The following is a 23,324-nucleotide window of genomic DNA, read 5'->3' on the forward strand; positions in this document are numbered from 1 at the left end:
CTCACGCGGTCTCGGCGCGGCTCTCGCGCGGGCCGGTCAGCAGACGCAGCGAGCCGACCAGCAGACCGGTGACGAGCACCACGTGGACGACCAGGTGGACGGCCATGAAGTAGGCGGCGAAGACCGGCCCCCGCTGCCTGCGGACGAACCCGACCAGCTCCGGATCGGCGAGGACGAACCCGGTGACGAACACGGCGGGGACCGCGAGCAGAAGGGGGTGGAACAGCCCGAACGGCAGGCTCAGCAGCACCAGCCCCAGGCCGGCCAGGGCGAGCCCGCAGGACAGGATGCCCGCCGGGCTGTTGGCGTGCTCCGGCTTGGCCGCGCCGCGCCGGGTGGTGGTCAGCGCGAGCGGGATCAGCGGCAGGGCCCGCCGCCACTGCTCGGTCAGGATCGGCAGCAGGCGGCTGCCGTCGTCGTGACGGCCCACGACCGTGTCGGTCAGCACGATCCGGCTGCGTACGGCGAGCCTGCTGCTGTATTCGACGTCCTCGCAGTCGCGCAGCCGCTCGTCGAGCCTGCCCACGGCGAGCAGCACGTCGCGGCGGACGGCGGCGAGGGCGAACACGACGCTGTTGACCTCCCCCAGGTGGCGGCGGCGCCAGTGCACCGCGTGCAGGATGCGATACCACTCGACCGGCCCGTCGTCGATCAGCGGCACCGTGTCGTAGACCCCGTGGACGCAGCCGACCTCGGGATCGTGCTCCAGGATCTCCATCGCGTTCGCGACCGCGTCGGGCCGCAGCGCCACGTCGGAGTCGAGGAAGAAGATCACATCGCCCGTGGTGGCGTCGATCCCGGCGTTCCTGGCGGCGGACACGCCCCGGTTCTCCGGCAGGCGCACGACCCGGCAGCCCAGCTCCTCGGCGATCTCCGCCGAGCCGTCGGTGCTCGCGTCGTCGACCACGACGATCTCGCCGGGCACCCGGGTCTGCGCGAGCACCGACTCCAGGCACAGTCGCAGCGTCCTGGCCGCGTTGTAGCACGGCACGACCAGCGAGATCATCGCCTCGTCCCCCCCGCCGCGAGCGCCTCCGCGTACACGGCGAGCGTCTCCTCGGCGGCGCGGCTCCAGCTCAGCGTCTCCCGCACCAGCCGCTCGCCCCGCTCGGCCAGGGCGCGGCGCAGCCCGGGATCGGCCATGACCTCGATCACCCCGTCGGCGATGTCGCCGGGATCGGCCGCCCGCACGAACCGTACGGCGGGCCGCGCGGGGTCGCCGAGGAAGATCCGGGAGAAGCCGTCGCCCAGGATCACCGGCCGGGCCAGGGCCATCGCCTCGGTCGCCACCAGCCCGAACGGCTCGAAGAGCGAGGGGAAGACGCAGGCGTCGGCCATCGCGTAGTAGTCCAGCAGCGCCCGCCCGTCCACGAAACCGCCGGAGGTCAGCACCCGGCCGCCGAGCCCCGTGTCCGCGACGATCCGCGCGACGCCCGCCTCGTCGCCCTCCCCCACGAGGACCAGACGCAGCCCCGGCACGGCGGGCGCGATGTCGCGCATGGCCTGGAGGAGCTGGTAGACGCCCTTCTGCCGTTCGAGTCGGCCGACGAACAGCAGCACCGGGTCCTCCTCGGCGACGCCGAGCCGGGCGCGCAGGTCCGCCGCGCCGAGGCGCAGCTTGTCGTGGTCGAAGGCGGGGTCGGCGACCACCCGCTCGTACGTGCCGCCGAGGCGGACGACGTCGATCGGCGAGTGGTCCCAGCCCGCCTCCAGCAGTTGCTCGCGCACCTCCGGCGTGGCGACCACCACCCGCCGGGAGATCCGCGCCAGCCACCGCTCCAGCGCGGCGAACAGGTTGAGCGGGTCGGTGATGCTGCGCTGGGGAGCGACGCCGTACTCGGTGGTGTGGACGTGGAACACGACCGGGAGCCGCAGCACGTAGTGGCACAGCAGGCCGCACAGGAAGTTCGTCGAGTCGTGCACGGCCACAAGATCGGGCCGCCGGTCGGGACGCAGCCGCCGCAGGAGCAGGAAGTAACGCCAGTTGCTCACCACGACGGTCAGCGCGAGCAGGAGGAACTCCAGGCCACGCGTGCGGTTGAGCCGCCGGCGGCGCGCGATCGCGCCGAGCACGCGCCCGCGCGGCCGATACACGGTGACGCCACCGAGCCGCTCCCACACGGGCAGGCGGCCGTCGTTCAGCGTGAAGACCGCCATCTCGTGATCGCGCGCCAGATGCGGCGCGATCAGCTCGGCATAGCGGCCGAGCCCGGCCGTGATGTTGGGCGGGAACTGGTTGATGACGTGGGCGATCCTCACCCGCGCACCTCCAATGCGGGCCGGTAGAGCCGGGCGGAGACGGCCGTCACGACGGCCACGAGGATGAGATTGCTCAGGGCGAAGGCCACCAGCCCTCCGGTCAGCCCCTGCCAGGCGATGAGCGCCGCCTGGCAGGCGAGCGCGAGCGGCGTCCCGGCCAGCAGGCAGCCGATGAGCACCTTCGCCCCCCGCACCCCGTCCATGGTCAGGGCGACCTGCTGGAGGTTGAAGACCGTGTGCGCGCCGATCCCCAGCGCCGACAGCGCCATCAGGCCGAGCGAGTATGGATACTCGCCCCCCATGAGCAGGAAGAACACCGTGCTCGCCGCGAACGCGAACACCGCGGTCGCCCCGAACACCACCGGGGCGAGCCGGGCGATCCGCCGCATCACGGCGGGCTTGTCCGAGGTCGCCAGCGTGGGCAGCAGGACCAGGCCGATGCCGTCGGTGAACACCACGCCGAGCAGCCGCTTGGGGAAGCCGTTGTAGACGGAGTAGACGCCGACGTCGGCCCGGGGCGCCCAGTGGTTGAGGAAGATGACGTCCACCCCGAACACCACCGCCGTGAGCGCGGCGATGACGGTGACGTACGCGCCGTGCCGGTACAGCGAGCGGGCCAGCGCCCACGACCAGGACCGGGGCGCGACCTCGAACCCGGCGACGGAGACCAGGGCGAAGGCCAGGTTGGTGCCGATCAGCGCGACCAGGTACGGCTCGGCGTCCCGCACGCCGAGCACCAGCAGGAAGAACGCGGCCCCGCCCAGGTAGGCGACGGCCACGGCGAGCTTCAGCCCGGCGACGAGGCGGAACCTCTTCAGCCCGCGCAGGAAGCTCTCGGTGAGCTGGTTGAGCGTCATCGACAGCGCCAGCGCCAGCGCGAAGGCGAGCGTGCGGGTGTCCACGCCGAGCGCGGCGGTCAGCAGCGGAGCGGCCGCCAGACCGGCGGCGAACACCGCCGCGCCCAGCACGAGCGTGGCCAGCAGCGCCGTCGTCACCAGGGCGGGCCGCGCCCCCGGCTCGGCCCGCGGCAACTCCTGGAACATCACGTAGTTGAGGCTCGTCAGCATGCCGACGGTGACGATCAGCGCGATCGACAGGACGACGGTGAAGTGGCCGAAGGCGGCGGCGCCGGTGCCCCTGGCGATGACGAGCGTGGTCGCGGCGGCCGTGCCGCTGGCCACCGTGCTCACCAGCGTGGGCCCGGCGGCCCAGCGGTGGGCGGCCAGGAGCCCGGCCGCCCGTTCCGTCAGCGCGCCCACCGCAGGTGTGCCCGCCGGGCGAACTCGAGGTCGTCGGCCGTGTTGACGCCGCGCGCCTCGTCGGGGTCGGTCACCGGCACCACCGTCACCGGCCAGTTCCGCTCGCGCGACAGACAGGGCAGGAACGGCAGGAAGTTCACCTCTCCGGTGCGGGCGCCCGGAGCAGCCTCGTCCAGGTAGCGCGCCCACTCCTCGCGGAGCCCTGCGGTGCTCAGGCAGAAGACGCCCACGTCGCTGAGCCCGCCGGGGCGGCACTCGGCGCCCTCCCGCGACTGGCGCACCCGCACCAGCGTCCCTTCGTCGTCCAGTTCGTACTCCACGTACGGGTCGGGCATCGGCACCAGCGGGAGCGTGAGCCCCTTCTGGTGCGCCCCGGCGACACGGTCGACCGTCACCGGGGACAGGCCCGCCTGGTCGCCCCAGACCACGAGGATCGTGCCGTAGGCGTCCCAGTGCGGCGCGGCGTCGAAGATCGCGCCACCCATGCCGGTGGGCTCGTCCTGCACGCTCACCGAGACCTCGCCGCCCGCGATCTGTTCCGCCGCCAGCGCGCGGAACGGCCCCTCACCCTCCGGGGACATCACGACGTGGACGTGCTCGACGTACGGCCGCAGCCGCTGGTGGAGCACGTGCCACACGGTGACGCCGTCGGCGATCTCCACCATGATCTTGGGGATGCCCAGGCCCAGGCGGGTCCCCCGCCCGGCCGCCGGGATCACCGCGCACAACCGTTCAGCCGGCACCGCCCACCTCCGCGAACAGGAGAGACACGATCTGTTCCAGGTCGCGGACCGCGACCGCCCCGGGAGCGGGCTCGGCGACGTGGACGTGCAGGGTCGCGAGACCCGCGCCGACCGCCGACGCCACCCCGTGCGCGGAGTCCTCCAGCACCACGGCCGCGCCGGGGTCGAGCCCCCACTGCTCGCAGGCGTACGCGTAGAAGGCCGGGTCGGGCTTGCTGGCCGGGACGTCGTCGCTGGTGAGCACGCCACGGAAGTACGCGCCCAGGGAGCAGGCCGCGAGCACCCGCGCGACCGACGCCCGGCTGCCGCTGGTGACGAGGTAGGCGTCGCGGCCCCCGGCGACCAGGCGGCCGAGCAGCCGCCGCGCGCCGGGGAACACGGCCACCGTTTCGGCGTTCTCGCGGTACAGCCGCTGCTTCAGCCGGGCCAGCCGGTCCGCCTCCCCGGTGTCGCCCAGCAGGCGCACCGCCACCTCGCGGGTGCTCGCACCCGCGTGGTCGGCGTACCGGAAGGACGCGAGCCGATCGGGCGCGACCTCGGCGATGGCCTGCAGGAAGGCCGCCTCGTGGGCCGGACAGGAGTCCACGAGCGTGCCGTCGAGGTCGAAGAGCCAGACGCGGCGGGCGCACGCCTCCGCCAGGAGCGCCGTCATCGGGCCCGCGCCAAGGCCGCCTCGTCCCTGATGGCGAGCAGGGCCTCGGCCGTGCGCTCCGCGTGGTGCACGCCCGGGCGGTGTTCCAGGTCGGCGGTGACCCAGCGGGCTCCCGCCCACTCGCCCCGGTCGAGCACGCCGTGAGGCACCGCCGGGACGTCCGGGCCGGGCGTGCGATGGCTCAGCACGTGGGTCACCAGCCGCCGCCCGTTGCGGGGGTCGCCGAGGTAGGCCAGCGTGCGATCCACCAGGTCGGGCGCGCTCAGCCCCCGGATGTCGTGGTCGCCCCGGGTGTTGACGACGAACACCTTGGCCGCCGCGCGGCTGTGCGCCACGGCGTCCGCCACGCCGGGCGTGAGATAGCTGGGCAGGAGCGAGGAGTGCGGGGTGCCCGGGCCGTAGACGATGAGGTCGGCGTCGCGGATCGCCTCCAGCGCCCGCGGGTTCGGCGTCACCTCGGCGCGCTCGCGGCCCAGGACCTCCCTGGTCCATGCGGGCGGCAGCGCCTCCAGCTCGGCCCGCCGCCGCGCGCCGACCGGCTCGCGCAGCAGGAACAGGTCGGTGATCACGCCGGGGCCCTGCGGCGCGACGATCTCGGCCTCGTCGGCCAGCAGGGTGCCGTCCTGCCTGAGCGCGGCCAGGTAGGCGTTCTCCCCGTTGGTCACGTTGAGCAGCCGTACGGGCGAGCCGAACGCGCGGGCGCAGGCGTCGACGGCGGCGTTGAAGTCCCGGCCGAGCCGCAGGTAGGCCCCCGCGAACACGAGGTTGCCGAGCGCGCAGTCGGCGAGGTCGAGCCCGTGCGGGTACGCGGCGAGCCGCCGGGCGAACACGCGCAGGTCCGCCGTGACGGCCTCGCGGGCCGTCTCCGGCAGCACGGCGAACGGGCCGCGCCGCGTGGCGATCGCCTCGATGACGGCGGCGAGCCCGGCGGGCGTCGTCCCGCCCGGCAGGCGGTGTTCGAGCACGGTCGCCAGCGCGGCCCGCGCCTGATCGGCGGGGTCGAGGTGGAGCAGGAGGTTCTTGCGGAAGTCCGACGGCCCGAGCATCCCGGGCAGATAGCGCCGCAGCGCGCCGGTGGACAGGCCGTTGTCGTAGCCGTTGACGACCAGCGACAGGGCGACGCCCGGGGTGCCCAGCATGCCCCTCGCGATGCCGGCCGCCCCGCGCCCGCCGCTGAACATCGTCACCGCGACGTTCATCGGTTCTCCTCACGAGCGGCCGGCCTGCGCAGGACGCCCCGGCGGAGCAGCCAGTGGCGGTAGCCGAGATAGGCGACGAACAGGGCCCGGTCGCGTGCGCCGCGCCAGTATCGCCAGCCACGGCTGCCGCCGCCGCGCTCCCGGTGCTCGATCGGGACCTCCACCCACGCGTGGCCCATCTCGGCGACCCGCGCGGTGATCTCGGTCGAGCAGTTCATCCCGGCCGACTCCAGCGGCAGCGACCGGAAGAGCGGGCCGTGCACCACCTTGAAGATCGAGTTGAAGTCGCGGTAGCGCGTGTGGTGGAGCAGGTTGCTGACCGCGCCGCTGGCCGCCGACCCCCACCGGTACGCCACGCCGTCGGCCTTACTGATCCGGGCGCCGGAGAACGCCAGGGCCTCCCCCGCCTGGACGCGCGGCAGGACGCGGTCGAGGTTGGCGATCGGGAACTGACCGTCGGAGTCGAGCAGCACCACCCAGTCGAGCCGGGTGTGGGCGATCGCGGCGGCGATGGCCGCGCCCGCGCCGCGGTTGCGTTCGAACGTGACGACGACGAGCCGTGGGCACCGGGCCCGCAGGCCGGCCAGGATCTCGCCGGTCGCGTCACCGCTCCCGTCGTCGCAGACGACGATCTCCCAGTCGCCCACGGCCGGGGTGTTCTCCAGGTAGTCCTGCCATTCGCCCACCACCGCCGCGATGGTGTCCGCCTCGTTGTACGCGGGCGCGGCCACGGAGATGTTCACGGCAGTGCTCACTGGTCACCTGCCCCCAGCAGGCGGCCGATCCAGCGGTCCAGTGGAAGCAGGTTGAACCCGACGATGATCGGCACGTGCGCGAGCGCGAACACGATCGTCGCGCCGAACGAGATCGGCCCCCCGGTGAACAGGTTGATGTGCGGCGCGTCGATGACCTCGGGGATCTCCACCGGGTTGACGACGAACCACATGAGGTCGAGGAAGCCCGAGAACACGATGAGGACGCCGCTCACCATGATCTTCAGGCAGCGGCCCGGGGTGCCCCCGCCGATGCGGTAGGCGGCGGCGACAGTGAGCACGATGCCGGGATAGAGCAGCAGGTAGAGGTGCGTGTAGAAGCTGTCGCCCTGGGCCCGCGCGCCGTCCCCGTAGTAGAACCAGCTGATCCGCGGGATCAGGTAACCGGTGAAGAAGACGAACGGGACGTAGAGCAGCCAGTTCAGCCGTGGTGACACCCACGGGAAGAGCGCGATCGCCACGCACAGGCAGGCGAACGCGAGCAGCTTGGCCACCAGTTCCCAGGCCGAGCCGATCTCCCTCGCGTGCGGCGTGGCCAGCCATACGAAGGCGAAGCCGAGCGCCCCGACAGCCAGGGCCATCCACCACAGGTGGGGCGCCCAGGGGCGGGAGCCGGCGCGGACGACGTCCGCCGGAACATTTCCGTCGAGATGCGGCCGGGACGGAGGACTTTTGCCGAATGCCGTCATGAAGACGCGGCACCTTCCTTCCAACGTGCCCTTCGGGCAGGCGTGCCGGATGGCGCTGCGGAGAATGCAGCCGGGAGCGCGGGAGCGCTCCCACGCATTATGTCATTCTCATCCGGAAATGCGTCCGCAATATCAGATATTGGGCATCAGATACCGACATCTACCGCATATGCGCTGGTCAGGGGGTGATCCAGTGTGAGAAATTGTACTGGCGGGTAGTTGAATTTCGCGCCATCCTCGCCATTTCATCGCATTACGGACAATGTCAACCACGTTTGCGGATGCATGTCAGATCGGTCTTCGGCGTTTTTCGGCCCGACCTCAATCCCCAATCGGAATGGACCTCCTGAGCCTCTGCACCCGCCCGGCAAGCGATCCCGCGATGGCGATGAACGTTTCACGGAATCTTGTCGCCGCCCCGCTCACGGCGTTAATTTGTTTGGCCGATTGACGAACTAAGTGACGTCGTTGACACTCCGAGAAAACCCCGTTTCCGGAAGGATCGCACCAATGAGCCAATCCCCCGGCGGCGCCCTGACCAGCCGCCGCGGATTCCTCGGGATGGTCGGCGCGGGCGCGCTCGCCGCCGCCGGCCTCACCGGCTGCGCGGCCAAGAAGGAAGTGTCCAAGGGCACCGCCGTCGCCGCCGACAAGCTCAAGGGCCTCGTCCCCACCCGCGTGCCGTTCCAGGTGGCCGGCCTGTCGCCCGACCTGCCGGGCAGCGAATTCGTCGAACCCGGCTTCCTGACCAGGCCGGGCACGATGGTCCAGGCCGTCACCACCAAGCCGATCACCAGCGGCACGGAGGTGAAGGTGATGACCCCGCTGTGGGGCACCGTCCCTCCGGGCCTCGGCGAGAACTCCTACTACGACGCCGTCAACGAGCGGCTCGGCGGGGTCGTCCGGTTCAACATCTCCGACGGCAACACGTACGTGGACAAGCTGAACACGATCCTCGCCAGTGGCGACGTGCCCGACATGATCCAGATTCCGGGCTGGAACCTGATCACCATCGCCCACTTCACCGAGGCGGCCAACAAGCTCTTCGCCGACCTGTCGCCCTATCTCGCGGGCGACAAGGCCAAGGAGTTCCCGCTGCTGGCCAACTACGACACCGCCGCATGGACGTACGGCGTCTTCGGCGGCGTGCTCCAGGGCATCCCCTGGCAGAACGCGCCCTATCCGTTCGCCACGATCGTCCGCCAGGACATCCTCGACGAGTTCGGCCTGTCCCATCCCAAGAGCGCCGACGACCTGCTCACGCTGGGCAAGGAGCTGACCGACCCGAAGAAGAAGCGCTGGGCCTTCGGCGGCATGGACCAGGAGGTCCAGCGGGCGTTCGGCGCCCCGCGCGAGTGGCGCAAGCAGCCCGACGGCACGTTGATCTACAAGTACGAGACGCCGGAGTGGCAGCAGTCCATCGAGCTGCTGACGAAGCTGTTCGACGCGGGATACGTCCACCCGGACGTCGTGGCCAACCAGTTCGCCGACCACAAGGAGCCCTTCGGCAGCGGGCAGCTCGTCATGTACAAGGACGGGATCGGCGCGATCCACGAGCTGTTCGGCCGGTTCCTGCCCAGCAACCCGAAGTTCAACGTGCGGGCGGCGGATCCGTACCCGGCCCATCCGGGCGGCAAGGTCATCGTCTGGCGCAACGAGCCCGCCGGCATGTTCTGCTTCATCAAAAAGGGCCTCGGCGACGCCCGCACCCGTGAGCTGATCGGCATCGCCAACTGGTGCTCCGCGCCGTACGGCACGCAGGAGTACGACCTGGTCAGCAACGGCGTCGAGGGCAAGCACTTCACGCTGAAGGACGGGCAGGTCCAGCCGACCGCGCTCGGCCGCAAGGAGGTCGCCCCGACGTACCTGTTCCTGTCCGGACGGCCCGGCGCGATCACGGAGAACCAGTATCCCGGCTACGTCGAGGCGTACCACGGCTGGCAGAAAACGGCCTCGCGATACCTGGAGAACGACCCGTTCGTCGGCATCCGGGTGGAGGTGCCGTCCAAGATGGCCGCTCTGGTCAAGCCGACCGAGGACAAGATGAACGAGATCTTCCGCGGCAAGCGGCCGATCTCGGAGTGGGCCACGATCGTCAAGGACTGGCAGGAGCAGGGCGGCAACGAGGCCCGCGAGTTCTACATGAAGGTCGCCAGGGAGAACGGCCGGCTGTGAGCGCCGACGCGGACACGAGGAGCGTGACGGAGGTCCGGCGCGGGGCGACCCAGGCCGGACCGGCCGTCGGCCCGCGGAAGGACACGCGGAAGGACACGCGGAAGGACACCTTCGCCACGCGGCTGCGCCGGGACTGGCCGCTGCTGGTCATGGCCATGCCGATGCTGGTGCTCGTCACCGCCTTCTGGTGGGTCCCGGCGCTGGGGAACGTCATCGCCTTCCAGGACTACAACCCGTTCAGCGGCGGCATCCTGGGCAGCCCGATCATCGGTTTCACCAACTTCGCCGAGCTGTTCGGCGACCCGCAGTTCATCCGGGCCGTGGTGAACACGCTGGGCATCACCGCGTTCCAGCTCGTCTTCTACTTCCCGGTGCCGATCGCGCTCGCGCTGCTGCTCAACAGCGTGGTCTCCGGGCGGCTGCGGGCCTTCATCCAGGGCGTCGTCTACCTGCCCCACTTCTTCTCGTGGGTGCTGGTGGTCGCGATCTTCCAGCAGATGTGCGGCGGCGCCGGCCTCATCGCGCAGATCCTGCGCGACCACGGGCACTCGGGCATCGACTGGATGACGAACTCCGACACGTTCATCCTGCTGGTCACCGCCGAGACGGTCTGGAAGGACGCCGGCTGGGGCACGATCGTGTTCCTCGCCGCGCTCAGCACGATCGACCAGAACCTGTACGAGGCCGCCGCGGTCGACGGGGCCCGCCGGTGGCGCCGGATGTGGCACATCACGCTGCCCGGGCTGCGGCCGGTCATCGTGCTGCTGCTGATCCTGCGGCTCGGCGACGCCCTCAACGTCGGCTTCGAGCAGTTCATGCTGCAGCGCAGCGCGGTCGGCAGCAAGGTGTCGGAGGTCTTCGACACCTTCGTCTACTGGTCCGGCCTGCGCACCGGCGACTTCGGCTACGGCGCGGCGGCCGGTCTGTTCAAGGGCCTGGTCGGCCTGGTGCTCATCCTGGTGGCCAACCGAGTGGCGCACGCCCTGGGCGAGCGGGGGGTGTATTCGCGATCATGAGTCTTCGCAAGGTCTCGGGCCTGGCCCCGTGGGAGGAGCCGGGATCGGTCGCGGGCCGGATCGGCAAGGGCGGCGTGCTGGCGCTCATCGTGCTCGCCGTGCTGCTGCCGCTCTACACGATCGTGCTGACCAGCCTGTCGTCCGCCGACACGGTGAACCGGGTCGGCGGCCTGGTGCTGGTGCCGGACGGCATCACGTTCGACGCCTACCGCCAGATCTTCTCAGACAGCGTGGTCAGCCGCGCGGTGCTGGTCAGCACCGGCGTCACCGTCGCGGGCACCGCGATCAGCCTCGGCGTCAGCGTCCTCGGAGCGTACGCGCTGTCGCGGCCGGGGACGCTGTTCCACCGGCCGATCCTGTTCTGCGTGCTGCTGATGTTCGTGTTCTTCCCGGGCCTGATCCCGACCTACCTGATGGTGGCCTCGCTCGGGCTGAAGGACACGTACTGGTCGCTGATCCTGCCGTCGGCCGTGTCGGCGTTCAACGTCGTCGTGCTGCGGGCGTTCTTCATGAACATCCCGAAGGAGCTGCTCGACAGCGCCCGCATCGACGGCGCCGGCGAGTTCCGCATCCTGTGGCGGATCGCGCTGCCGCTGTCGAAGGCGGTCACGGCGGTCATCGGCCTGTTCTACGCGGTCGGTTACTGGAACGCGTGGTTCAACGCCATGCTGTTCATCGACGACACCCGCATGTGGCCGCTGGCGCTGGTCCTACGGTCGTACGTCGTGGATTCCAACCCGCTGCCGACGGCCACCGTGGGCGTGAGCGGCTTCGGCCACGTCGCGCCTCCCACGCTGGCCATCAAGATGGCCATCGTCGCCATCGCCGTGCTGCCCGCCCTGGTCATCTATCCGTTCGTGCAACGCCACTTCACCAAGGGCGTCATCATCGGCGCCATCAAGGGCTGACGCCCGGCCCCTGACGCCCCGCGCCTGACCCCCCTTCCCCCGGACCGACACCCCGCCGCACCTCCCACCGGCGGGGCGTCGCCGTGCGTACGGTGCAGGGGGTGGTGACGGTCGTGAGAGCGCCGGTGGGAGCCGTGACGGTGAGACGGCGGGGGGCGGGGGCGGCGAGGACCGCCTCGACGCCCTCGGAGGACCAGGTCAGGCGCTCGACGACGACTCCGCGCCGGGCCCGCAGGCCGTGCACCTCGCCGGACGGCCAGGGGCAGGCCGGAAGCAGGTCGAGGCGGTCGCCCTCCGACCGGACCAGCATCGCGGCGACCAGCGCAGGGACCCCGCCGCACACGTCCACGTTGAAGATGGCGTCGCGGTTGTGGGTGGAGACCATGTTGGCCCGCCAATAACGGGTGACCAGCAGGTCGAGGGCCTGCGACGCCTCCGCCGCCATGCCCAGGTTCGCGGCGGCCAGGCCCAGTTGGACCAGCCCGAACGCCATCTCGTCCGAACCGGCTCCGCGCCACCACTCCAGCCGCCTGCGTACGGCCTCGGCGCCGGCGGCGCGTACGGCCGGGTCGGCGGCGTCGCCGGTCTCGTACCAGAACGGGTAGAGGTGGGAGGCGTGCCGGTGGGCGTGGTTGTCCGTCAGCGTGAGGCCGGGCGGCGGCGCCCATTCCGACAGCTCGCCCGTGGGGGCGATCCGGTATGCGGGCAGGCGGTCGCGCAGCGCCTGCCACCGGCCGTCGAGTGAGAGTTCCCCACAGGCCCGGACGAGGTTGCGCAACAGGTCGCGTACGGCGGCGATGTCCATCGTGGCGTTGACGCACGCCTGGGCGTCGCCGCCCGACGGGGCGTTCTCGGGGGAGTAGGAGGGCGCGAAGTCACCCCGCGCGTCGTTCCCCCGCACATCCAGGAAGTCCTCGTAGAACTCGGCCGCCTCGGTCATGAACGGCAGTGCCCGCTCCCGGAGGAAGCCGAGGTCGCCCGTGTAGTCGTAGTAGTCGTAGTAGAGCCTCGACAGCCAGGCCGCCCCCGCCGTCCAGAAGGTCAGGCACCACGTCGGATGGAAGTGGTTGTGCCTGCCGTGCGTCGAGAGGTGGGCGGGCAGGAGGATCCCCCGGCAGCCGTACAGCCTGCGGGCGTTGTCCCGGAAGTCGGGCAGGAACCGTTCGAGCAGGTCGAAGACCGGAGGCAGGAGCTCGGGCGTGCCGGTGGCGAGCAGCCCGGCGACCGCCGACTCCAGGTTGCCGTCGAGAGTGTAGCCGGACTGCCACGGCGGTCGGAACGTCCCGCTCCACACGCCCTGCAGCGTCGGCGGCAGCTCCCCCACGCTGGAGACGATCGCGTACCTCGCCGCCGCGAAGACGGCCTCGACCAGTTCGGGCCCGCCGCGGGCGAGCGCGTCCTCACTCGCGGGGCGCGGATCGGCGCCGCCGAGGCGGAGCCGTACGCGGCCGAAGAGGTCGCCGTGCCGCGCCGCGTGGTCCCGCAGGAGCCGGTCGGCGTCGGGGACGATCCGGTCCAGCGGGTACGGCTCGCGCCCGGCCGGACGGACGACTGTCCTGGCGAGGATCGTGACGGCCCGCGCGCCGCGCACCTCCAGCACGTCGCCGCCCGCCCGCAGGCGGCCGCCCTCGGCGTGGACGCGGCACTCGACCGCGTATCCGGCGACGGCCCCCGGCCAGTGCCCGGGAAACTCGGCGGTCAGCTCCAGCCGGTCGGGGGCGGCCCGCGTCGCGTACGCGATCGGCGCCGGGGGCTCCCCCTCGACCGGCGCGAGCGCGAGGGTCCCCGAGACGTCGCCCAGGAGGCGGATCACCACGATGTCGCACGCGCGGGAGACGAAGACCTCCTGCCTGAGGACGCCGGGCCATTCCTGGGTCACCAGCCCGGTCGTGAAGTCGCAGCCCCGCTCGTAGCCCTCCGGGGACGTCCGGTGCGTGTACGTCAGGGTGCCCGCGCCGATCAGCGGGTCGATCCAGCGCAGGTCCGCGTAGCCGGGATCCTGCTCGACGGCCACCTCCGTCACCCGCTCGGCCGCCCGCCGGAACTCTCCCGCGTAGAGCAGCGCGCGCAGCTCCGGCAGGATCCGGGCGGTCTCCGGCGGGTCGATCGGCGGCAGCGTGGGCAGGAACAGCCGCTCGTGCGAGAGCGTCACCCGCATCTCGGGGCCCGCGCCGTAGACCAGGGCGCCCTGACGGCCGTTCCCGCTGATCAGCGCGTGCTCCCAGTCGCCCGTACGGGTGCGGGAGACGAAGCCGTCGACTCCTTGATCCACCCCGATTAGTTTGACCTTCAGCTGAAAGAAGGGCAAGTGGTCGGCGTATGGCCGTCAGTGGTTCACCGGAATCCGGGGAGCCGGCGCCTCGGCGGCCGATCGGCGGTGCCGGGCGGCCTCCGCCGTCCCCTCCGCCGTCCCCTCCTGCGTCCCCTCCTGCGCCTGTTCCGGCGTCTGTTCCGGTGCGGGACGGCCCTCGGCCCGCCGGATCTCCTTCTCCAGGTCGTCCGCCGTCGGCGCCTCCAGCATGCGCGGCACGATCGCCGTCGTGGTCCGGGGGACGGCCCAGAAGCCTCCGGTTCGCTCGCCGTACCAGACCATCCAGCCGGGCGTCCTGGCCGCCAGTGCCCGCGCCGCGTTCCTGCCCGCGGTGATCTCGTCCGCCATGCCGATCCTCCCGTTCGCCGTACTTCCGGGAACCGGCCCTCTACCCGCGCGCGGACGGGCCAAGCACCGATGCCTGACGTTCACGTGACCTGCCGTACGGACCGGTCAGGTCCGAGCCACGGACGGGGCATGGCCGGTAATGCGTCCCCCAAGAGAGAGTCGGAAAAGTAAGCATTTTTCGAGAGAGGGGTGGTTACACGTCCTTTGTAGGGCTAGCTGGTATGTTTGAACCAGTCCAGTCTCCGCCCTCGCGAGGCCGGGCGGTGGGCACCGCCCACCTCGTCCGGGCAGCCGCCTCCAGCGATCACTCGCGGGCCGCGAACCCCGACAGGACAGGCGATCGGCGTGATCCCGGGAGGCTCGGGACGCACCCCCAAAGATCGCTTCAAAGCCCGACTTCTTTACCTATTTGCCACATTCTGGCGTACAGGTGGGATTGCTCGACGGACTCGCATACCATCGACCGTCGCGCATTACCGGGACCTGACACTCCGCCGGGTAGCGTCGTTCAAGACAGTACGCCCGAAAAATATGGATGAAGGCGCGTATATGACAACGCAGCAGCTCGAGATTACTGTGAGCGATCACCAGCCGGCCGTCGTGGTCGCGCTGCGAGGTGAACTCGACATCGCCAGCGGGGACACACTCCGGAGGGCGATCAGGGATCTTGTCCGCCAGGGTCGCGCCAAGATCGTGGTGGATGCGTCCGGTCTGCGGTTCTGCGACTCCTGCGGCCTGGAAGCGCTGCTGGACGCCCGGGACGACATCGCGAAGGCCGCCGGTTCGATGCGGCTCACCGGAGTTCACGGCATCTTGAAGATCGTCCTTGAGGCGACCCGGCTGCGCGACACGTTCGTCATCGACGGCACGCCCGTCGAGGCCGTCGCCGCCATGGTGGTGACGGACTCACACCACGTGTCCATGGTCTGAAGATCCAAGATCTGACCGTTTGACCGCCGGCCCCCGTCCTCTCACCGAGGGCGGGGGCTTCTGAGCGCCCGCCGCCGTCGTTTGTGCCGGTCAGGTCCGGGTAAGCGCGGACGAGGGGAACGGCCCCGACGTCGTTCAGGGGAGGAACACGGACATGGACCAGTCCCGCGCGCCCGTGCTTGAGGCACTCACCGCCTATCGCCGACGGGGAGACATCAGCTTCACGCCTCCAGGCCACAAGCAGGGGCGGGGGGTGGATCCACGGGTCCTGGAAGTCCTGGGCGAGGACCTCTTCCGGGATGACGTCATGATCATGAACGGCCTGGACGACCGGTTGCAGAGCAACGGCGTGCTCGAACAGGCGCAGCAGCTCATGGCGGAGGCGGTCAACGCCGAGCGGGCGTTCTTCTCCACGTGTGGCAGTTCCTTGTCGGTCAAGAGCGCGATGCTCTCCGTGGCCGGGCCCGGCGAGAAGCTGCTGGTGGCCCGCAACGCCCACAAGTCGGTCATCTCGGCACTGATCCTGAGCGGCGTCGAGCCCGTCTGGGTCCACGGGGACTGGGACGGCGATCTGCACATGTCCTACCCGCCCACTCCGGAGGCGGTGGAGGAGGCGTTCAAGGCGGCCCCCGACGCCAAGGGCGTCATCGTCGCCAGCCCGGTGGACTACGGCACCTGCGGCGACCTGGAGGGCATCAACGAGGTGTGCCGCAGGTATGACCGGACGTTCATCGTGGACGAGGCCTGGGGCGCCCACCTGCCGTTCCACGAGGACCTGCCCACGTGGGGCATGAACGCCGGGGCCGACCTGTGCGTCACGAGCGTCCACAAGATGGGCAACGGGCTGGAGCAGAGCTCGGTGTTCCACCTGCAGGGCAACCGGGTGGACCCCGCGGTGCTCAAGGCCCGCGAGGACCTGCTCGGCACGACCAGCCCCTCGACTCTGATCTACGCGGCGCTCGACGGCTGGCGCAGGCAGATGGTGGAGCATGGCAAGGACCTGCTCGACCGCACGCTGGAGCTCGCGGAGTCGATCCGCAGGGAGATCGGCAAGATGCACGGCCTGTGGGTGCTGAGCAAGGAGAACACCCGCGCCTTCGACATGGACCCGCTGAAGATCGTGGTCGACGTGTCGGGGCTCGGCGTCGACGGCTACCACGCCGCCGACTGGCTGCGCGAGCGCTGCCACGTCAACCTCTCGCTGAGCGACCATCGCCGCGTCAGCGCCGAGATCACCGTCGCCGACAGTGAGGAGACGGCCGGCGCGCTGCTCGACGCGCTGCGCGCCCTGTCGTCGGCCCGCGACCTGCCGCCCGCGGCGACGATCGACGTGCCCGAGCCGGGCGAGCTGGAGCTGGACGTGGCGATGCTGCCCAGGGACGCGTTCTTCGGGCGGGTCGAGATCGTGCCCACCGGCCAGGCGGTGGGCCGGATCGTGGCCGAGATGGTCACGCCGTACCCGCCGGGCGCGCCCGCCCTGTGCCCGGGCGAGCGCGTCACCGAACCGGTGCTGAGCTACCTGACCACCGGGCTCGAAGGCGGCATGAACATTCCGGACGTGAGCGATCCCAGCCTGAAGACGCTGCGCGTCGTCGCCGAGTGACCGTAGCAGGACGGCAGCGCCCGATCAGGACCAGCACGGTCAGGCCCAGCACGGTCAGGCCCAGCAGGAGACGGCGGTCTGCGCCATGAGCAGCTCGGTCACGTCACGCAGGCGGCCGTGCCGGGCGTACGCCGCCCGCTGACGCGCCGCCCCCGATCCGCTGTGCCGTACGCGGTCGAGCTGGAGGGTCAGCGGCGTCCAGTCGCCGTTCTCCTCCAGCACCGGCCGCACGTAGTCGAGCAGGCGATCCACCAGGCGCCAGGCGGGCACCCGCGTGCCGCCCCCGCTCAGCAGGTCGAGCGCCTCGCCGTCCACGCCGTCGCGGGCGGCCCGCCAGTAGGCCGCCCGCAGCAGGGTGTCCTCGACGTCGGGGGCGGGCACGCCGGCCCGCACGTCGCGCAGCGCCGTCTCGGCCAGCCCCCGCACCAGCCCGGCCAGCAGCACCGTCTCCCCCGCGGTCGGGCACACGTCGGCCGCGCGGATCTCCAGCGTCGGCACGTGGTCGGACGGGCGGACCAGCCAGTAGATCATCTTCCGGTCGAGGATCGTGCCCCCGGCCAGCATGCCGGCGACGAGGCTCTCGTAGTGCTCGGCCGAGCGGAAGAACGGCGGCGGCTCCGCACTCGGCCACCTGCCCATCATCAGCGCGCGCCAGCTCGCGTAGCCGGTGTCCCGGCCGTCCGCGATCGGCGAGTTGGCCGCGAGCGCCTGCAGGACCGGGAGCCAGGGCCGCAGGTGGTTGCTGACCCGCACCGCCTCCTCGCGGTCTCCGATGCCCACGTGGATGTGGCAGCCGCACACCCCCTGGCCGTCCATGACCGCCCCGAACTCGTGGAGCATGGCCTGGTAGCGGGGGCACGACGACAAGGGCGGCACTCCCGTGTTGCCGTCAAGGGCGGTGCCGCACGCGACGAGTGCGAGCCCCACGCTCGCGGCGGCAGCGGCGGCGGCGCGGCGCATCTCCAGCAGGTCGCCGTGCAGGTCTCGCAGGGCGGTGTGCACGGCGCTGTTGCTCTCCAGTTGGAACTGCGTCAGTTCGAACACCAGCCGGTCCGCCCCCGGCCCGGCCACCCGCTCGCGGATCTCCCGTGCCGCCGGGACGACCCGTCCGGTTCCCGGGTCGACGAGCAGGAACTCCTCCTCCACTCCGAGCGTGAGCGCCGCCGAACTCACGGTTGCCTGCGCGACGAGGGAGGATTCGTGCATGGTGTCGAACTGGACCTCCCTTGTCACGTCTGGCATAAGCGGTCTCTTCAGGAGGGGTCCAGTCGTTCAGTTCCCCGTTCCCCCAACCATGGGGCGAAAAACCACATATGGCGTTTCTTGACCGTCCCCGCGTGGCGGTGAACCTCTCCGCAGGCCGTACGCCCCGGCCGGGCGGCGTCGCTGCTCTAGACTGGCGAACCTGGCCGGGGCCCGGCCAGGTTCCCCCACCGCCCGACCGTCCCCGCAGCGTCCGCCGAGGTGTGCTCGTGACCGCCGCCGTCGTACTGACCCCCGTGTCCGCCCCCGTCGCCGACCATGTGGCCGAGCATGTGCTGGTCGTCGCGCTCGAGGGCGCCCTGGACTACACGAACGCCGAGCGGCTGCGCCGGGACGTCGAGGCGGCCCTCGGCGAGGAGCACCGCGAGCTCGTCCTCGACCTGAGCGGCCTGAACTTCTGCGACTCCACGGGCATCCGGATCCTGCTGTCCGTACGGAAGCTGATGCAGGAGCGGCACGGCGCGGTGACGCTGGCGGGCCTGAACGCCCGGCTGGCGAGGATCTTCAGGGTCACCGGACTGATCAGCGCCTTCACCGTCGCACCGGGTCTGGCGGAGGCCGTCGAGGCGGTCGGCGCGCGGTCTACCCCCAGGTGAAGGCAGGGAACGGGTAACGAGACGGTAGCCTCGGACCCATCGAGCGGCAGATTCAGCCAGAAAGACAGCGGCGAGGAGGACAGGTGGTGGATCAGCGCCGGCAGTGGCCGATAACGGATGATCTCGCGGCGCTCCGCGAGAACATCCAGCGGTACGCCGTGCAGGCGGGCCTCACCGGCCCCCGGCTGGACGACCTCGTCATCGCCGCCAACGAGGCCGCCATCAACGTGCTCGAACACGGAGGGGGAGCCGGCACGCTGGCGATCTCCTGCGACGGCATCGTGCTCGCCGTCGACGTCGCCGACCACGTCGGCGTCCTGCGGCCGGGCGCCGTGCCGAGCGAGCGGCCCAGCGGCCGCGGTGACCGCGGCTTCGGCCTGTGGCTCATGGGCGAGTTGTGCGACTCGGTGACCATCGACCGGGTTCCCGGTCAGTCGACGATCCGGCTGTCCATGCGGGTGGACGACGGCGTTGTGGACGACGGGGGCGCCGCCTCCCTCGGGCGCAGCGCCCACCCCGTCTGAGCGGGCGCTCACCCCTGTCGCCAAGCGGCGACCCGTCGCGGACCCAGGGTTGGCCCTGGGTATCGTCCCGATCCCGTAAATCGGGCCGTCACGGCTCTCCGGCCGCTCTAACCTGGGTCCGCGACCACCTCCTCATGGCTGCTGGACGGCTACCTGAGGAATGCCCATGACGCGGCGGCAACCGCGATCAGGGCGCAGAGGCGGATGGTCCGGGGTGTGCTGTCGACCACGTCCCGGACCGCTCTGGCCACCTCGCCGATCCACGAGCCGAACTCCGGGTCGTGAATTCGCCCTTCGTGACGGCGTCCCCCGCTCCCGCGGGGCCTGATAGCAGTCATCGGGGCCCCCTCCCCATATGCGCTGTCCGAGAATCCATCTCGAACATGTCGATCGGCCCGATCAGGAATCCGTTCCCGGCCGGTCCGAGGCGCGCCATGGGCGGAATCCCCGCCGCCGTCGCGCCGCCGACCCGGTAGGAGGGATTCCGGACCTTTCCCTGATGTTCACAGGTGACCCACCGTGCACGCAACGAATACGAGCGGCATTCGAGGTTCCATACGAAGAGTGACGATCAGATCACAGCTTGCGATAGCTTTTGATCCTGATTTGTCCTGCGGTGCGCAGTTGTCTGCCCGATTTGTCCGCAGCGCTTTCCGGAATTTTGGGTCAGCGCGCGACACGCCGTCATTTGTCTCAGAGGACGGCATCGGGCGGCATATCCGGGCCGCCTGCGCGACACCCGGAACCCGCGCGGATAGGGGATGCCGGAGACGATGTTACCGAAAGTGACGTCGTCGTCACGCACGCGCGGCCGGAAGGCAGGGTGGCGGGTTCAGGCGCCGAGATCGCGTACGGCGTTCTCGAGGCACCGCGTGAGCGCCTCCACCCGCTCCTCCGTCACCGGCTCGTCGCTGCGGGCCTCGGGCAGGTCCGCGCGGCGCACCACCACGAGCTTGCGGTGCCTCTCGTCGATCTCGTCGAGCGGCAGCACGAGGCACTCGCCCCGGACGAAGACCAGCGCGACGTCCGGGTCGGCCGACTCCAGCAGCCGCCGTACGCAGTCGGGGTCGAGCAGCGCCATCGTGCCTCCCTCACCGATGCCGGATGCCGTTCACGGCCGCATGCCCCCGCCCGTCGTGACCTCCTTGATCCGCTCCCGGCCCGAGTCGGGCGCGAGCGGCGGGGTCTCCATGCCCGCACCGCGCCGCATGCCCTCGATCGCCGCGCGCAGGGCCTCCACCGCGCTGTGCCGGGGCTGCCAGCCCAGCTCCTCCCGGGCGCGGGTGGTGTTCATGATCGGGATCTGCAGGGCCATCTCCACCATGCCGGGCGAGGCCGGGATCAGCCGCAGGTGCCAGCCCGCCGACACCGCCGTACGCACCACCGCGGCGGGGACCGGCACCCGCCGCGCGCCGAGCAGGTCCGCCAGCACGGCGGGGTCGATCACGGGGTCGGCGGCGATGTTGAACGCGCCCCGCACGTCGCGGGTGAGCGCCAGCCGGAACGCCTCGCCGGCGTCCCGCGAGTGGAGCGCCTGGAACCGCAGGCGCGGCATGTCCGGCACGAACGGGATCAGCTCCGGCCGCACCAGCCGCTGCGGCAGGAACGGCCCGGCGAACAGCCGCCGCTGCTCGGTCGCGGCCTCCTCCTTGAAGACGAACCCCGGGCGCATCCGCACCACGCGGATGTCCGGGTGGTCGCGCTCGAAGATGTCGAGCACGCGCTCGATGTAGGCCTTCTCCCGCCCGTACGCCGCGTTCGGCCAGCCGTGGGTCGGCCAGGACTCGTCGACGGGCGGGTCCTTGGGCCCCGGCGAGTACGCCCCCACGGACGACGAGTGGACGAGGACCGAGACCCCGGCCCGGACGGCGGCGTCGAAGACGCGCATGCTGCCGAGGACGTTGGAGTTCCAGGTGGTGACCGGGTCGTGCGTGGGCTGGAACAGCCAGGCCAGGTGCACGACCGCGTCGGCGCCGGCGAGGATCGGATCGAGGTCGTCTCTGAAGACGTCGGCCGTACGCCACTCGGTCTTCGCCGGGCGCCAGCCCGGCATCCGCCTGGCCACCCCCACGATCGAGGTCACGCTCGTCTCGGACTCGAGGGCGGTGAGCAGGCTCGTGCCGACGTTCCCGCTCGCGCCAACCACGACAACTCGCATGAAATACTCCATCCCCGACAATTCGCTGATCATGCGGTCCCGCGGTGTCGGCCTGCTGGAGCGGGCCCGAAGATGGGGTCCCAGATTTCCCCTGGGACAATGCGGGGGAATCAGTGGTGGCGCGGGAATACCGCTACCTAGGAGGATTAAGTTCTCAATCTGGTCAGAGAGGCGGAGCAGCAGAGATGGCTCAGATCGTCGGTGGCGGACGCCCCGTCAATGACGCCGAGCGAAGGGTCATCGCGCACCTGCGGGACAACGCCCCTGACGACTGGCTGCTGCTGCACAACATCGAGATTCCGCGCGGCGCCGACCTGTTCGAGGTGGACGTGGTCGTGCTCACCGGCCACTCCCTCGTGGTGATCGACGTGAAGGGGGCCCGGGGCCGGTTCGAGGTGTCGGGCACCCGGTGGTTCCCCCAGCACCGGGAGGCGTTCGGCTCGCCGGTGGCCAAGCTGCGCGGCACCGCGCGGGCGCTGAAGGGCCTGCTGATCGAGGAGCACCGCGAGCTGGAGCGGTTGTACGTCGACAACGTGGTGGTGCTGACCGCCCCCGGAGCCGTCCTCGTCGACCCCAGTGGCCGCGACGCCCGGCACGTCACCACGATCTCCGGGCTCGTTCCCATGCTCAGCGACGCGTCCCGGGTGAGGCACGGGTGCAGCCGGGACGCCGGGCCGTACCGGACCGCGATCCTCGAGGCGCTGAACGGCACCGTGCGCCGCTCGACCGCGCCGCCGCGCTTCGGCAACTGGGAGGTGGAGGAGCAGCTCGGCGGCGACAGCCGGGTCACCGAGTATCGCGCCGTCAACGCGACCGCCCCGACCAGCGGCACCGTGCTGCTGCGCGTCTACCGCGCCGATCCGATGGCCGAGCAACGGCGGCGGGTGACCGAGCAGCGCCGGATCGCCAACGCCTACCAGTCGCTCGCCAAGATCCCGCCGCATCCCTGCGTCGTGCGCTCGCGGGACTTCTTCGCGATCGACGACGAGAGCCGGTTCGTGCTCGTGCTCGACGACGTCCACGGGCAGGCCCTGCACCTGCACCTGACCGGGCGGAAGCTGGGCATCGAAGCGAAGCTCGGCGTGATGGAGGACATGCTGGACGGCCTCGCCCACGTCCACGCCAACAACGTCATCCACCGGGCGCTGACCCCCGCCTGTGTGCTCGTCACCGACGGCGGGAACGCGATGCTGACCGGCTTCGACTACGCCAAGCCCGGCCCGCGCAAGCACACCGTGGCCAACGAGCTGCCCAACATCCTCGACGTCCACTACGTCGCCCCCGAGTGCCGGGCGCGCCCCGAACGGATGACCCCCGCCGCCGACGTCTACTCGGCCGGCGTGATCGCCTTCCAGCTCCTGACCGGCGAGCTGCCGATGCCCGGCGCGGACGCCGAGCCGGACGCCGGCGGCGTCGCTCCCGAGGTCATGGACCTCGTACGGCGGATGCGCGACCCCACACCGGCCAAGCGCCCGGACGCGGCCACGGCCCTCATGGAGCTGCGGGTGGCCCGTGACGCCCAGCCCCGGCGGCGCGCGCCGTTCGGCGGCAGGATCAGGAGCGCCCTGCGCCGCCTGTCCCGCCACTCGTAGGGACCTTCGTCACTGGCCGGGCAGCCCAAGGGACGCTAACGTCCAGGTCATGATTCGGGTGTTCCTGGTGGACGACCACGAGGTCGTACGGCGTGGGGTGGCGGCATTGCTGGACGCCGAGGACGACATCGAGGTCGTCGGCGAGGCCGGGACGGCCGACTCTGCCGTGGCCCGCATCCCCGCGCTGCGGCCCGATGTCGCGGTGCTGGACGTGCGCCTGCCCGACGGCAGCGGGGTGGACGTCTGCCGCGAGGTCCGCTCGAAGGTGCCCGGCCTGGCCTGCCTGATGCTGACCTCCTACGCCGACGACGAGGCGCTGTTCAACG

General features: G+C 71.1%; 22 protein-coding genes. 9 read left to right on the top strand and 13 right to left on the bottom strand.

Translation table 11 applies throughout. From position 1 onward, the window contains the following. Window position 1: 1 nt before the first annotated feature. From ABZ857_RS29850 to ABZ857_RS29885, 8 genes are read right to left on the bottom strand one after another with little or no spacing between them, the layout of a single operon-like run. Window positions 2-1,006 (bottom strand): glycosyltransferase family 2 protein, encoded by a 1,005-nt coding sequence (locus ABZ857_RS29850; protein WP_357049143.1) that lies wholly within the window; start codon window positions 1,004-1,006, stop codon window positions 2-4. Next, complete coding sequence (locus ABZ857_RS29855) at window positions 1,003-2,259, bottom strand: glycosyltransferase family 4 protein (RefSeq protein WP_357049146.1); 1,257 nt, start codon at window positions 2,257-2,259, stop codon at window positions 1,003-1,005. The genes ABZ857_RS29850 and ABZ857_RS29855 overlap by 4 nt, the downstream gene beginning before the upstream one ends. After that, window positions 2,256-3,518 carry a hypothetical protein gene (locus tag ABZ857_RS29860; protein WP_357049149.1) on the bottom strand — a complete coding sequence of 421 codons (1,263 nt, stop codon included), beginning with the start codon at window positions 3,516-3,518 and terminating at the stop codon, window positions 2,256-2,258. Before ABZ857_RS29860 ends, ABZ857_RS29855 begins: the two co-directional genes overlap by 4 nt. Continuing rightward, window positions 3,506-4,261, bottom strand: coding sequence for an NTP transferase domain-containing protein (locus ABZ857_RS29865; RefSeq protein ID WP_357049152.1), 756 nt, complete (start codon window positions 4,259-4,261; stop codon window positions 3,506-3,508). The genes ABZ857_RS29860 and ABZ857_RS29865 overlap by 13 nt, the downstream gene beginning before the upstream one ends. Continuing rightward, the gene (locus ABZ857_RS29870) at window positions 4,251-4,913 is read right to left on the bottom strand and encodes an HAD family phosphatase (protein WP_357049155.1); all 663 of its coding nucleotides are present in this window, start codon (window positions 4,911-4,913) and stop codon (window positions 4,251-4,253) included. Before ABZ857_RS29870 ends, ABZ857_RS29865 begins: the two co-directional genes overlap by 11 nt. Continuing rightward, on the bottom strand, window positions 4,910-6,112 hold the full coding sequence (locus ABZ857_RS29875; protein ID WP_357049158.1) for a 2-phospho-L-lactate transferase CofD family protein: 1,203 nt from the start codon (window positions 6,110-6,112) through the stop codon (window positions 4,910-4,912). The genes ABZ857_RS29870 and ABZ857_RS29875 overlap by 4 nt, the downstream gene beginning before the upstream one ends. After that, window positions 6,109-6,867, bottom strand: coding sequence for a glycosyltransferase family 2 protein (locus ABZ857_RS29880; protein ID WP_357049161.1), 759 nt, complete (start codon window positions 6,865-6,867; stop codon window positions 6,109-6,111). Before ABZ857_RS29880 ends, ABZ857_RS29875 begins: the two co-directional genes overlap by 4 nt. Further along, the gene (locus tag ABZ857_RS29885) at window positions 6,864-7,574 is read right to left on the bottom strand and encodes a hypothetical protein (protein WP_357049165.1); all 711 of its coding nucleotides are present in this window, start codon (window positions 7,572-7,574) and stop codon (window positions 6,864-6,866) included. The genes ABZ857_RS29880 and ABZ857_RS29885 overlap by 4 nt, the downstream gene beginning before the upstream one ends. A gap of 510 nt (window positions 7,575-8,084) precedes the next feature. On the opposite strand from ABZ857_RS29885, the gene ABZ857_RS29890 reads away from it, so the two are divergent. From ABZ857_RS29890 to ABZ857_RS29900, 3 genes are read left to right on the top strand one after another with little or no spacing between them, the layout of a single operon-like run. Then, the gene (locus tag ABZ857_RS29890) at window positions 8,085-9,749 is read left to right on the top strand and encodes an extracellular solute-binding protein (protein WP_357049167.1); all 1,665 of its coding nucleotides are present in this window, start codon (window positions 8,085-8,087) and stop codon (window positions 9,747-9,749) included. Continuing rightward, a complete protein-coding gene (locus ABZ857_RS29895) occupies window positions 9,746-10,765 on the top strand; it encodes an ABC transporter permease subunit (RefSeq protein ID WP_357049169.1) in 1,020 nt (339 codons plus the stop codon). The genes ABZ857_RS29890 and ABZ857_RS29895 overlap by 4 nt, the downstream gene beginning before the upstream one ends. Next, window positions 10,762-11,673, top strand: a complete 912-nt coding sequence (locus tag ABZ857_RS29900) for a carbohydrate ABC transporter permease (protein ID WP_357049171.1) — start codon at window positions 10,762-10,764, stop codon at window positions 11,671-11,673. The genes ABZ857_RS29895 and ABZ857_RS29900 overlap by 4 nt, the downstream gene beginning before the upstream one ends. On the opposite strand, the gene ABZ857_RS29905 is transcribed toward ABZ857_RS29900, so the two are convergent. Next, window positions 11,663-13,945, bottom strand: coding sequence for a glycoside hydrolase N-terminal domain-containing protein (locus ABZ857_RS29905; RefSeq protein WP_357049173.1), 2,283 nt, complete (start codon window positions 13,943-13,945; stop codon window positions 11,663-11,665). The genes ABZ857_RS29900 and ABZ857_RS29905 overlap by 11 nt on opposite strands. 54 nt (window positions 13,946-13,999) lie before the next feature. Next, window positions 14,000-14,332, bottom strand: a complete 333-nt coding sequence (locus tag ABZ857_RS29910) for a hypothetical protein (RefSeq protein ID WP_357049175.1) — start codon at window positions 14,330-14,332, stop codon at window positions 14,000-14,002. A 549-nt stretch (window positions 14,333-14,881) separates the two neighbouring features. On the opposite strand from ABZ857_RS29910, the gene ABZ857_RS29915 reads away from it, so the two are divergent. Both ABZ857_RS29915 and ABZ857_RS29920 read left to right on the top strand, forming a co-directional pair. After that, on the top strand, window positions 14,882-15,262 hold the full coding sequence (locus ABZ857_RS29915) for an STAS domain-containing protein (RefSeq protein WP_357049177.1): 381 nt from the start codon (window positions 14,882-14,884) through the stop codon (window positions 15,260-15,262). Window positions 15,263-15,416: 154 nt separating this feature from the next. After that, on the top strand, window positions 15,417-16,865 hold the full coding sequence (locus ABZ857_RS29920; RefSeq protein WP_357049179.1) for an aminotransferase class I/II-fold pyridoxal phosphate-dependent enzyme: 1,449 nt from the start codon (window positions 15,417-15,419) through the stop codon (window positions 16,863-16,865). Between the two features lie 54 nt (window positions 16,866-16,919). Here ABZ857_RS29920 and ABZ857_RS29925 read toward each other — a convergent pair whose 3' ends face one another. Then, window positions 16,920-18,107, bottom strand: a complete 1,188-nt coding sequence (locus ABZ857_RS29925; RefSeq protein ID WP_357049181.1) for a glutamate--cysteine ligase — start codon at window positions 18,105-18,107, stop codon at window positions 16,920-16,922. Window positions 18,108-18,337: 230 nt separating this feature from the next. On the opposite strand from ABZ857_RS29925, the gene ABZ857_RS29930 reads away from it, so the two are divergent. Both ABZ857_RS29930 and ABZ857_RS29935 read left to right on the top strand, forming a co-directional pair. Continuing rightward, window positions 18,338-18,724 (top strand): STAS domain-containing protein, encoded by a 387-nt coding sequence (locus tag ABZ857_RS29930; RefSeq protein ID WP_357049183.1) that lies wholly within the window; start codon window positions 18,338-18,340, stop codon window positions 18,722-18,724. Between the two features lie 83 nt (window positions 18,725-18,807). Next, window positions 18,808-19,248, top strand: coding sequence for an ATP-binding protein (locus ABZ857_RS29935; RefSeq protein ID WP_357049186.1), 441 nt, complete (start codon window positions 18,808-18,810; stop codon window positions 19,246-19,248). A gap of 832 nt (window positions 19,249-20,080) precedes the next feature. Here ABZ857_RS29935 and ABZ857_RS29940 read toward each other — a convergent pair. Next, complete coding sequence (locus ABZ857_RS29940; protein WP_357049188.1) at window positions 20,081-20,329, bottom strand: hypothetical protein; 249 nt, start codon at window positions 20,327-20,329, stop codon at window positions 20,081-20,083. Between the two features lie 30 nt (window positions 20,330-20,359). Next, window positions 20,360-21,406, bottom strand: a complete 1,047-nt coding sequence (locus tag ABZ857_RS29945) for an NAD-dependent epimerase/dehydratase family protein (RefSeq protein ID WP_357049190.1) — start codon at window positions 21,404-21,406, stop codon at window positions 20,360-20,362. A 185-nt stretch (window positions 21,407-21,591) separates the two neighbouring features. Between ABZ857_RS29945 and ABZ857_RS29950 the strand changes: the two genes are divergently transcribed. Both ABZ857_RS29950 and ABZ857_RS29955 read left to right on the top strand, forming a co-directional pair. Then, window positions 21,592-22,998, top strand: a complete 1,407-nt coding sequence (locus ABZ857_RS29950; protein ID WP_357049193.1) for an NERD domain-containing protein kinase family protein — start codon at window positions 21,592-21,594, stop codon at window positions 22,996-22,998. 49 nt (window positions 22,999-23,047) lie between these two features. Beyond that, a partial coding sequence (locus ABZ857_RS29955) for a response regulator transcription factor (protein ID WP_357049196.1) occupies window positions 23,048-23,324 on the top strand: 277 nt, incomplete at its 3' end.

It is taken from the genome of Microbispora sp. NPDC046933 (assembly GCF_040644635.1).
In the GTDB taxonomy this organism is placed as follows: domain Bacteria; phylum Actinomycetota; class Actinomycetes; order Streptosporangiales; family Streptosporangiaceae; genus Microbispora.